Origin of the sequence: Streptomyces alboflavus (assembly GCF_000716675.1) — a bacterium.
Taxonomy (GTDB): Bacteria; Actinomycetota; Actinomycetes; order Streptomycetales; family Streptomycetaceae; genus Streptomyces; species Streptomyces alboflavus.
The window spans coordinates 22,535-33,294 of the sequence record NZ_JNXT01000006.1; the positions used below are offsets into that span (position 1 = coordinate 22,535).

The 10,760-nt window shown below is 69.6% G+C and carries 8 protein-coding genes and 1 pseudogene; 2 read left to right on the forward strand and 7 right to left on the reverse strand.

What is annotated here, in order from left to right:
* Positions 1 to 35 precede the first annotated feature (35 nt).
* The 6 genes and pseudogenes from OO63_RS47535 to OO63_RS06945 form a co-directional block, all read right to left on the reverse strand.
* A pseudogene (locus OO63_RS47535) lies at positions 36 to 293 on the reverse strand (Scr1 family TA system antitoxin-like transcriptional regulator); the annotation flags it as partial.
* An 8-nt stretch (positions 294 to 301) separates the two neighbouring features.
* Positions 302 to 616 (reverse strand): helix-turn-helix domain-containing protein, encoded by a 315-nt coding sequence (locus tag OO63_RS47540; RefSeq protein WP_346009319.1) that lies wholly within the window; start codon positions 614 to 616, stop codon positions 302 to 304.
* 593 nt (positions 617 to 1,209) lie between these two features.
* Positions 1,210 to 2,961, reverse strand: a complete 1,752-nt coding sequence (locus OO63_RS06930) for an ABC-three component system protein (RefSeq protein WP_030357301.1) — start codon at positions 2,959 to 2,961, stop codon at positions 1,210 to 1,212.
* Complete coding sequence (locus OO63_RS06935) at positions 2,939 to 3,229, reverse strand: ABC-three component system middle component 6 (protein ID WP_030357366.1); 291 nt, start codon at positions 3,227 to 3,229, stop codon at positions 2,939 to 2,941. The genes OO63_RS06930 and OO63_RS06935 overlap by 23 nt, the downstream gene beginning before the upstream one ends.
* Positions 3,226 to 4,167 carry an ABC-three component system protein gene (locus tag OO63_RS06940; RefSeq protein ID WP_051810623.1) on the reverse strand — a complete coding sequence of 314 codons (942 nt, stop codon included), beginning with the start codon at positions 4,165 to 4,167 and terminating at the stop codon, positions 3,226 to 3,228. The genes OO63_RS06935 and OO63_RS06940 overlap by 4 nt, the downstream gene beginning before the upstream one ends.
* A gap of 25 nt (positions 4,168 to 4,192) precedes the next feature.
* Positions 4,193 to 4,690, reverse strand: a complete 498-nt coding sequence (locus OO63_RS06945; RefSeq protein ID WP_078618982.1) for a DUF4357 domain-containing protein — start codon at positions 4,688 to 4,690, stop codon at positions 4,193 to 4,195.
* A 58-nt stretch (positions 4,691 to 4,748) separates the two neighbouring features.
* Here OO63_RS06945 and OO63_RS06950 point away from each other — a divergent pair, with 58 nt between their 5' ends.
* The gene (locus OO63_RS06950) at positions 4,749 to 6,911 is read left to right on the forward strand and encodes a UvrD-helicase domain-containing protein (RefSeq protein ID WP_030357298.1); all 2,163 of its coding nucleotides are present in this window, start codon (positions 4,749 to 4,751) and stop codon (positions 6,909 to 6,911) included.
* Between the two features lie 142 nt (positions 6,912 to 7,053).
* Entirely contained in the window at positions 7,054 to 9,075 is a 2,022-nt protein-coding gene (locus OO63_RS06955) for an N-6 DNA methylase (protein WP_030357297.1), read from the forward strand.
* A 31-nt stretch (positions 9,076 to 9,106) separates the two neighbouring features.
* On the opposite strand, the gene OO63_RS06960 is transcribed toward OO63_RS06955, so the two are convergent.
* Positions 9,107 to 10,672, reverse strand: coding sequence for a serine/threonine-protein kinase (locus OO63_RS06960; protein ID WP_234311083.1), 1,566 nt, complete (start codon positions 10,670 to 10,672; stop codon positions 9,107 to 9,109).
* Between the last annotated feature and the right edge of the window lie 88 nt (positions 10,673 to 10,760).

Consider the following 10,760-nt stretch of genomic DNA (forward strand, 5'->3'; position numbering starts at 1 on the left):
CGGGTGGTGAGCGCCTGCCCTCGGATGCTGCCATATTTCGCGGCCAGGACTCGTACGTCTTCCGGATCGGCGATCAGGCGACTGATGTGCTGAACCTCCAGGTACGCCATCCGCGGGTGGCCCTTGATTTCGAGCAAGGTGAACGGGCCTCCCATCCCGGCGTGGTCCTCGCTGACCGTCGGCATGACCTGCACCTAGACATGGCGAAGGCGGCTCACCTGGACCAGGTGTTCAAGTTGCTCCCGTTGAACTGCGCGGCCACCGAAGGACTGCCTGAGGACCGATTCCTGCACGATGGCGCTTACCGTAGCTGGCGGTCGGCACGGCCTGGTTGGCGAATTAGCACAGTTCTACCGCATCGGCCTCCAACTCCGCATAAATCCCGAAACCACTCCGGATGCCGCACCCTCCGCCGCGCCTTCGCCTGCTCCGCATCCTCCCCAAGCAGCGCCAACAGCCCACCGCAACGGAGAAGTTCATCCACCGTCGCCAAGAAGTCCGGCTGCGGAGTCCGTTGCCCCCGCTCGATCGAGGAGATCTGCTCCTCGTTGTACCCAACCGCCTGCCCCAGCTCCCGCTGGTTCATCCCGGCCCGCTCCCGCGCCGCCTTGATCATGCGGCCGATGGCGCGGAACAGGTCCGCTACCTCCTCGGAGCCCGCCGGATCTCCAGCGCCACCCGCGTCGCTTCGTACCGCCACCACCACTCATCGCCCGCCCGCTCGTTCCAGTCCCGGCCGCCGCCTGGGCCTGCCGCCCGTGGATCTCCTGCCCACCGAGCCCCGACCGCGTGCGTCACGGCCGGACGGACCCCCGGACAACTCCCGTACAAGCCGGGCCGCCCACCCGGACAGCCTGCCCGCACCGCCGGACAGTCACGCTGCGTACGGCGGCGTGTGCTCCCCCCCTCGTTAGATCGGGCGCGTCACCCTCGGTGATGTGAACCAGGAAACCGAGGTCGTCGACCCTCAATCAGACGCGCACATGGGCCCGCCTCTACGTCCATCTGCATCCGACCGAACTGCGGATCGAGGTCACCGACGCCCATGGCTACAGATAGCCGACGCCACAGGAATCCGACACCGGCGGTGAGACGGGGCGCGGCCTGCTGCTCGTCGAGGCCCTCTCCGACGACTGGGGCGTGCGCCCGCACCACCCCGGCGGCAAAACGGTATGGGCCGTGTTCCGGCGGTGAGGCGTGAGGGCGGGGTCAGAAACGGAACCCGAACAGTCCGCCTTCGTCGTAGGCGTCGGTCAGGCGTGGCTCGATCAGGTAGGGAGAAGGGTCGAAGCCGCCCAGGCGGGCGCGTTCCAGCTTGTCCGAGTTGAACGTCACGATGTACTGGAGTCCTTCCTCCTCGGCGACCTCGGACGCGAGCGTCAGCGCCTCGGTCACCTGACGGTCGTCCACGCCGTCGAAGAGGTGGCTGTCGTGGACCAGGAAGTCGGGCCCGCGGTCGTGGCGGTGGGCGATCACCGCGGCCGTGAGATCGAGGCAGAAGATCACCATCTTGTTGATGCCGACGCTGCCCTGACTGTCGACATGGGCGGAGATCTCCAGGCTGCTGGTACCGGCCCTGATGGTGAGGTAGGCCTGTCGGTCCTGCCCGTAGAGGCGGCGGGCGAATCGGGCGAAGAGCCATGTGGCCTCACGCGTCTGCTCGCCGCGTTCGTCCAGGTCGAGCTCCAACTCCTCCTGGAGCTCGACGCGCTGCGCCGTGATCTCCCGCTGACTGGCCTCCATGAACTGGGCCGTCTCGTGCTGTTTGCGCAGTGCTTCGAGTGCCGCCTGCTTCTGCGCGAGCAACTGCTGGAGCGCCGTGAGGCCGTCGAGGGCGCCTCCGTCGCGCAGTGCGCTCAGCGTCTCGGTGAGCTCCTCGGCGAGACGGGCGCGCTCGTGTTCGCGCGCCGTGAGTCTGTCTTGTGTCTCCGCGATCTCGTCGGCGAGGTAGCGGCGGCGGTTGCGGACGATGGAGGCGTGGAATCCGCGTACGTCCTCGAAGGACCGGTGCACTCGGTCCGGGAGAACGACACCCAGCTCCTGGTAGACGGCGTCCACGTATTCCGTGTCCGAGTCGTTGGCCTCGTCCACCGCGCGCCGCAGTTCCGCCAGGTTCCGGCGGTCGATGACGTCCTGCTCCGGCAGTGAGCGAACTTTCTTGTCCAACTCGTCTGCCCGCTGCTGGAGTTCCTCGTACGCCGGCAGGACACGGAAGGCGGCGATCTGCTCGCTGAGTCGCTTCACATCCCCCTCGGCGACGATGATCCGGCCGCGCAGGTCCGCCGTCGTACCGACGACTTGGTGCCAGGACGGATCGTTCATGGCCGACCGCAGCTGCCTTCGGGTCGCCTCCCGTGCGGCGATGTCGCGGTAGCCGGCGGCGAGTCGCCAGTCCAGTCCGAGGAGATAGGCGAGGTTGGCCGCGGCCTCGGCCGTGGGCTGCTGCGGATAGGTCCGCACCGGGTCGTTGAAGGCGTGCGAACCGACACGGCGTACGAGGAGCGACAGCAGGGCGCGTCCCGAGATGCCGGGATGGTCGGCGGGCAGCCGGAAGAGGTCTGCCTCTATGCGTGTCCTCCACTCCGTCACCGGCATCTCACGGGTGAGGTTGAGCTCGAACAGCCCTCCGGCATCGCCCTCGGCGCCCCCTGGGGCATCGGTCAGGACGATGCCCTGCTGGGCACCGCGCCTGCTCACCCGCACCGGGTCCTCTCGTCCGGGCCAGTCCATGGTCAGCGTGAAGAGGGTGTGCCGAAGCCGGGTGCGGGTGGGCAGACTGCCCTTGCCGGCCTGGGCACCCAGGGCGAAGTGCAGCAGCTCCACCAGGCTGGACTTTCCGGTGCCGTTGCGGCTGTCCGTCTTCGTCGCCCCGGGGTGCGCCTCGGCGACCAGAAGGTTGAGGCCGCGCCGGAACTCAACGGTACGGAACCGGGGATCGTCAGCGCTCAGACGACGCAGCATCGCCCCTCCTTCTGGTCGGCGAATCGGCTCGCTTTCTCGTCAGCAGATCGTCGCGGAATTCGATCACACCGAGCGCGTACAGCACATCGAGCCCGAGGACGAACCACTGGAAGGAGACCGGAGAGTGGTGACCGAGCCGGACACGTTCGGTGCGGAACCGCGACCAGGTCTGGGTGACCGTCAGAGGCATGTCGAGGACCCGCAAGATCTGTGCACCGACGGCCAGCAGAGAGCGGTCCGGGGAGATGCCCTTCGTCGGCGTGATCACGCTGCGCTCCGGTCCGCCGGGCCCGGGACCCAGCCGTCGGGCGGCACGTCGAAGACGTCACAGCGTTGGAAGAAGTGGGCGATGACGATCCAGGCGCAGTACATCGAGTTCAGGCTCGGCGCGGCGTTCCCCAGGATGTACTCCTGCAGTGCCGCCCACAGCTTGTCCTGGTCGTCGGTGTCGGCCCTGACCTGGTCGTAGTACACCCGGAAGCCCTGCGCGACCCGGTCCGCCTCGTCCGGTGCGCCGAGTCCGGCGTAGTACCTCTCGACGAGGTGGCTGTGGCCGATTCCCTGGATCAGTGCGCCTCGGACGTCGCCGGTCAGACCGTTCCACTCGATCTTGTACTTGTTGACCTCGGGGAGAGCGGCGAGGGGTTCGGCCGTGCGCCGCTGCTCACCGAGCCGGATGAGCAGCACCTCGAGGTCGGTGAGTCCGATGCCGTACGTCTTGTCTTGGACCGGCAGTTCACGACCGAGCAGCTCCTCCGTAGCGATTCTGTCGAGTCGCATGACGTCGTTCCACAGCCGGTGCCAGCCGTAGTGTTCCACCCGGCGCGGGCGGAGCTTCTCCTGTGCCTCGGACATCATCACGCTCAACTCCGGGTGGACGCCCTTGAGATCGTTGACCGCGAAGCGGAACGTGTCGAAGGCGTCCGGCCTCTTGGCGAGGGCCTTCTCCAGGTCGGAGGTGAACTTGCGCTTCACCCGGGCGATGTCGTCGGTCTGCGGCGAGTAGCACGCCCAGAGCACCCGGTCCCACAGAAGAAGTCCGTCGGCGCCCAGATCGCCGAGATTTCCGTGGGTCCGTACAGGTACGAAGTCGGGGTGTCGCAGGCTCAGCAGGTGGTGGATCAATTGCTCGAAGCTCTCGCCCGGCATGTCGGTGAGCTGCTGGCGCAAAGTGAGCTGCGCGAGCATGCGCTGGGTGAAGTCCACGTGGTCGATCCCCCGTCGAAAGTGGTCAGGCTCTGCCGCGAAGGGCGCTCAAGGACGTGCCGTCGTCCGTGTGCCAGGCGTCCCAACCATTGGCTTTGGCCCCGGTCACCGCCTCACACGCGCCGGACGGCGACCCACAGATCCGGCCGTCCTCCAGGCGAAGACCGCCTCCGGCGGTGACGTGTGCGTGGTGCTCCTGCCCGAGGTTGCGGCGGCGCCAGGTCAGCCGCTGCTCCGGCTTCAGCAGTCCCGCGGCGAGCAACTTGGCGAGCGCGCCCGGCTGGGTCGACGCCTCATCCAGGGCGAGCAGACGCCGCAGCACGCTGTTGGGTGTGTCGATCAGCGGTTTGGCTTCGCGCTGCAGGCGCGCGAAGACCTCGGCGTCAACGGTGATGCTGTGCTCGGACATCGAGCCCCCTTTCTTCGGAACAAATTTTCTCTCAATGTGATAGAGAGAAAAAAATAGCGACTCCTGCGGCTTGCTGTCAACTCCGATTCCGGGAGGGTGGGTCATTGCCTGCATGTCGTCTGGCCGTAAACTGAGTCAACGGGTGCAGCTGGGTGCGAGAAGGAGTTACGTAGTGCCGCAGATCGCGATCACCAACACCTTCTGGGAAGGCGTGGACCGGCTCGACAAGCCGTCCCGCGCCCGCGTCTACAAGGCGATGGGGAAGTTCCAGCAGCTGACGATGCACCAGTTGCACGCGGACAAGGGCCTGCACCTGGAGTCCGTGGTCGGCTCCCGTGATCCGCGTATGCGCACCATCCGGGTCGACGACGGACAGCGCATCGTGCTGCTCGCGCCCGACGACGGCAGTGACGTGTTCGTCTTCGTCCATGTCGTCTCCCACGACAAGGCGTACTCCTGGGCCAAGCGCCGGCTGTACTCGGTCAACGCGGTCACACGCTGTCTCGAAGTGCGTGACCTGACCGCCATGGAGCAGATCACCCCGCTCTTCGCCCAGGAGGCCGAGGCCGCGCCGGAGCTCCTGTTCGCCCGGTGGTCGGACGCTGTGCTGCGCCACCTCGGCGTCGACGACGTCACATTGCGCGCCGCTCGCGTCATCACTGGCAAGGCGCAGTTGGAAGCCTTCGGGTCGCTGATGCCGGAGGACCAGTTCGAGGCGCTGTGGCTGCTCGCGGAAGGGTTCGAGCCCGAGGACATCTACCGTGACCTCGTCGCGGCGCGGCAGACGGCAGCCGTCGAGGAGGCCGAGGGTAAGCAGGGCGAGCTGGCCGCCGCTGTCAGCCGTACGCGCAGTCGGATCGCCCTGGTCACCGGGCCCGAGGAGCTCGCCGACATCCTCGCCAAGCCCTTCGACGCATGGCGGATCTTCCTGCATCCCACTCAGCGGAGGGTCGCCTACCGTCCTGCGTACACGGGCCCCGCCCAGATCACCGGCGGCCCCGGCACCGGCAAGACCGTGGTCGCCCTGCACCGCGTCAATCACCTGCTCGAACGCTCACCCGACACCCGTGTCCTGCTCACCACGTACACCGGCGCGCTCGCCCGCTCGCTGCGCTCCGGGCTCGCCCTGCTCCTCGACCACGACCAGGCGCTCCTCGACCGGGTCACCGTCACCACGGTCGACTCCATCGCCCACCGCACCGTGCGCGAGCTGCACGGGAACCCGGGGGACGTCCTCGGCGACAAGGACGAGCGGCAGCGCTGGAAGCGTCTGGCCCGCCGACTCGAACTGCCGTGGACCGATGCCTTCCTGGCCCAGGAGTATCGGCACGTGCTGCTCGCCCAGGACCTGCGCACCTGGGAGGAGTACGAGAAGTGCCTGCGGCGTGGACGCGGCAGCAAGCTGGCGGCCGGGCAGCGTCCGCGGCTGTGGCAGGCGATGGCCCGGTTCGAGGAGGAACTCGCCCGCGACCGCGCCTGCACCTGGCTGCAGCTGTGCGCCAGAGCCGCCCGGCTGCTGGAGGACAGGCCGGGCGACGGCCTCCGTTACGACCATGTGGTGGTGGACGAGGCGCAGGACCTGCACCCCGCCCAGTGGCGGCTGCTGCGGGCGCTGGTGCCCGAAGGGCCCGACGACCTGTTCCTCACCGGCGACCCGCACCAGCGGATCTACGACTCCCGGGTCTCGCTGCGCTCCCTGGGCATCTCCATCGCGGGACGGGGCGCGCGACTGCGTCTCAACTACCGCTCCACGGAGGAGATCCTGCGCTGGTCGCGGGCGCTGCTCGACGGGGAGTCGGTGGCGGACCTGACCGGTGACGCCGCGGATTCGCTCTCTGGGTACCGGTCCCTGCTGCACGGGGAGCGGCCCGTGTGCGAGGGGCACGGCACGGAAGCGGCCGAGGCCGACGCCGTCGTGCGCACCGTGAGCGCGTGGGTGGCGGCCGGCGTCGCGCCGTCCGAGATCGCGGTCTGCGCCCGGTTCCACACACAGACCGCGATGATCAGTGACCGGCTCACCCGGGCCGGGCTGCCCGTGGTGCGGGTCAAGGACGGGCAGTCCGATGACGCGGCCGGGGTGCGGGTGTCGAGCCTGCACAGCTTGAAGGGTCTTGAGTTCCGCTGCGTGGCCGTGGCAGGGGTGACCGCGTCGGCGTTCCCGTTCGCGGCGGCGGTGACACCCGCCGACGTCGACCCGTTGCAGAACGCGACCGATCTCGCGGCCGAACGGTGCCTGCTGTTCGTCGCGAGCACTCGGGCGAGAGAGGCGCTCTACATGTCGTACAGCGGACGGCCGAGCGATTTCCTCGACGGGGTGAGGCGGCAGGAAGAGTGACGCTCTGTGCCCTGTGAACACTGTCAATGCTTATCGTGGGCGTAGTAGTCTGCGGGACGCGCGGGAGGGGAAAAGTGGCTCGATCACGCGCCTTTAGGCGGGGGAGCATCCGCATGTATTGAGAAACATCCAGGGAGTTCAGATGTCCACGCCGCGTGCCGTACCCGTGTCCCTGGCGGAAATCGCTCGTCTCGCGGGCGTCGGGCGGGCCGCTGTCAGCAACTGGCGGCGGCGTCATCCGTCGTTCCCCGCCCGGATCGCCGGCACGGACGTCAATCCCCAGTTCTCGCTCACCGACATCGAGAACTGGCTGCGCGAGAACAAAAAGCTCAAGAAGTCCGCCGAGCGTGAATGGCTCTGGCCCCGCTTCGAGGCGCTCGGCGGACGGGACGAGACGGGGGCGGCGATCGCCGAGGTGGGTAGACGGCTCGCCGGACGGTACGGGGCAGGGCAGCCCGCGTACCCGAAAGAGACGGCGGCCCTGATCGAACGGGCCGTGGACCTCGGGCGACGCGAAGGAGGCCCGGAGACCTTCGCCTTCCTGCTGCGCCGCTGGCTCGACGTCCACGTACGCCAGATCGCCACGACCCCTGAGCCGCTCGCCGCGCTCATGGCGGACATCGCCACCCACGTGGCGGCCGTCGACGGCGGCCTGACGGCGATGGACCCCGCCTGCGGAACCGGCCACCTCCTGATGGCCGTGACCGAGACGGCCACGAGGGCGGGCGGAGGAGCGCTCACTCTGCTCGGTGGCGACCGTGACCCCGTACTCGCAGCACTCGCCGAAGCCCGCCTGACCCTCGCCGGGGAGGTGCCGCAGAGGGAGCCCGCACGCATCGACGTACGCGGCGGGGACTCGCTGCGCGACGACCCGTTCGCCGACGCGCCCGCCGACATCGTGCTGTGCAACCCGCCGTTCAACGAACGGGACTGGGGATACGAGGAACTGGCCACGGACACCCGCTGGAGCCACGGCCTGCCGCCGCGTACCGAACCCGAACTCGCCTGGGTCCAGCACTGCCTGGCCGGTCTGCGGCCCGGAGGCGCGGCCGTGCTGCTGCTGCCCCCCGCCGTGGCGGCGCGCAAGGCAGGACGGCGCATCCGCGGGTCCCTGCTGCGCACCGGCCAGCTGAAGGCCGTCGTGGCGCTGCCACCGGGGTGCGCCGCGCCGCACAGCGTCTCCCTGCACCTGTGGGTGCTACGAGCGCCCGCGGCAGGTGAGGAGCCACCCGTGGGCGGTCACCTCCTGGTGGCCGACGGAGTGTCCCGTTTCCCCCGGGACCCGGGCCGTGAATGGGCCCCCGACTGGGCGGCGATCGGTGACTTCCTGCGCGAGGCCGTGGAGGGGACGGACCCGGCCGAGGGATCTGCCCATGCGCGGCGCGTACCCGTCATCGAGCTGCTCGACGACGAGGTCGACCTCACGCCGGGACGCCACATCACCCCGTCCCCGGCGGACAGTGCACCCCGACTGGCCGCGTCCTGGCGGGAGTTCACGGACCTCACCGCCAGTATGACCAAGTCCGCCCGGCTGCTCGCGGCGCTCGAACTCGCCTCCGCCACACAGGACACGCCCACGGCCACCACCGTCGCCGAACTGGCGCGGGCGGGGGCGCTCACCCTGCGCGGCGGCCAACAGCCGCCGGAGGCAGCGGTCCGCACCGGGACGCCGTCCACCGAGGACATCCCGCTGCTGACGGTTCCCGACCTTCTGTCGGGCGGCGCACCCAGGGGACACCTCGCCGCCGACGACCCGGCGGTGCGCGACGCCGTGGTCGCCGAACCCGGAGACATCGTCGTGGTGGGAGTGGCGCGGGCCTTCTCCGCCTGGGTCCACGAAGGAGCACCCACCGCCCTGGGTGCGCAACTGCACGCTGTGCGGGTGCAGCCAGAGCAGCTGGATGCCTGGTTCCTCGCCGGTTCGCTGCGCGCCCCTGCCAACGTCCGCCAGGCCGGGACCCACGCGACGAGCTCCTCCCGCATCGACGTTCGCCGCCTCCAGGTCCGCCAGGTGCCGCTGCGTGAACAGCGGCGCTACGGCGAGGCGTTCCGTGAACTCGCCGCCTTCGAACAGCTGGCGCGGCGCACCGCCGAGCTCGGCGGCGACCTCGTCCACGACCTCGGTGACGAACTGGCGGCCGGGCGGCTGGCGGGCGGGGCGTAGCGCGTCCGGCGGTGTGAGGCGGCGGAACGCGTCACGGTGCTTCGCCGTCCGTCCGGATTTGCGCGGTGTCATGACCGTCCGCGTCCGCGAGCCGGGCCGAGAGCTGGGCGTCGACCTCACGCCGTACGGACTCGACCTGTTGGGCGTACTCGCGCGGCAGGCCCGCGGCCGTGCGGCCCGCGGCGTCGACCGTGGCGACGGCGACCTCCAATTCACCGAAGGCGAGTCGGCATTCGGCCAGCCGCAGCCGGATCACCGCGCGCTCCGCCCGCTCGGCCGGACCGTCGCCGTGCAGGAGCGCGTCGTCGATCCCCTCGTAGAGACGAGCCGCGGAGCCGAAGTCCCCGGCCAGGCGGAGCCCGTCCGCCGCTCCCCGCCACGCGCGGCGCACCAGTGGGCGGCGCGCTCCCCACTCCCCGCGCACCCGTTCCGCCAGCGCACTCAGACGATCGGTCGCGTCACCGGGTTCGCGGGTGGCGATCTCCGACTCGGCCCGCGCACACAGCAGTTCCACCGCGTGGGCGTCCAGCCACTCCGGCTCGCCCTCCGCCAAGGACGGGACAGGGGGCGTGGCGGGAGCGCGAGGGGTGCGTACGGCCCGGTCCGCGGGCCGGCGAAGCGGCGCCGTGGCGTCGGGGTGGGTGCGCGGACGGGGCCCGGGGTCACCGGGCTGCGGACCGAGCGGTTCGAGGACCGCCAGGACCTCGTCCACGGGCGGTCGCTGTCCCGGCTGCTTGGCGAGCATGCGCAGCACGAGATCGTCGATCACCTCGGGGATGCCCGCGGCGTACACGCTGGGCGGCAGCGGCTCCTCGTACAGATGCCTCTCGGTCAGACCGGCATCCGCGCCGAGCGGGAACGGCGGGCGCCCGGTGAGCAGTTCGTAGAAGACGCAGCCGAAGCAGTACACGTCCGTCCGCGCCGTGGGTTCACGCTCAAGCAGCTGCTCCGGCGCGAGATAGCCACGGGTGCCGAGGGTGGAACCGTGCGCCGTGTAACGGGTGGCGTCAGACCGCAGCGGCTTGGCGATGCCGAAGTCGATGAGGACGAGCGCCCCCTCGTCGTCGATCATGATGTTGGCCGGCTTGAGGTCCCTGTGCACGACGGGCAACGTATGTGCGCAGGCCAGTGCTCCCGCCATCTGCACGGCGACTGCGATCGCCGTCGCCAGTGGCAGCGGAGTGTGCTCGTCGAGGAAGGTGCGCAGGCTCACCCCGGTCACCAGACGCATGGCGATGTACGGCACGCCCCGGTGCGACCCGCTGCTGTACAGCTCCGTGATGCCCGGGTGGTCGAGTGTGCCCAGAAGCGTGGCCTCGCGCCGGAACCGGGCGTTCCTGACGGCGAGTTCGGCCTCCCTCTCCTCCGGGTCCAGGGCGTACAGGGCCTCGGAGTCGTGGCGCAGGAACTTCACCGCGACCTCGCGATCCGCCGAGGCCGCGCGACCTTCGGAAGTCCCGCCGCCCGGGGAGACCTCGCGGGCCCGCCAGACGTGGGCCATCCCGCCCTTGCCGAGCGACTCCGTCAACTCGTAGCGCCCGTCGATCAGATCACCCGTGCCGGGCCTGTACATATCCGCGTACGAATCCACGTCCACGCCGCGCCGCCCCTTCGTCCTTCCGCACCATCCGGCACAACAGACTAGCGTGAAGCGAATGATTTGCTAGATCTTCATGGACTCAGTT

Bases quoted from the DNA above. Each gene is read 5' to 3' on its own strand.
- OO63_RS47540 (WP_346009319.1), bottom strand. From the start codon at position 616: ATGATCAAGGCGGCGCGGGAGCGGGCCGGGATGAACCAGCGGGAGCTG.
- OO63_RS06930 (WP_030357301.1), bottom strand. From the start codon at position 2,961: ATGCTGCGTCGTCTGAGCGCTGACGATCCCCGGTTCCGTACCGTTGAG.
- OO63_RS06945 (WP_078618982.1), bottom strand. From the start codon at position 4,690: ATGCAGGCAATGACCCACCCTCCCGGAATCGGAGTTGACAGCAAGCCG.
- OO63_RS06955 (WP_030357297.1), top strand. From the start codon at position 7,054: ATGTCCACGCCGCGTGCCGTACCCGTGTCCCTGGCGGAAATCGCTCGT.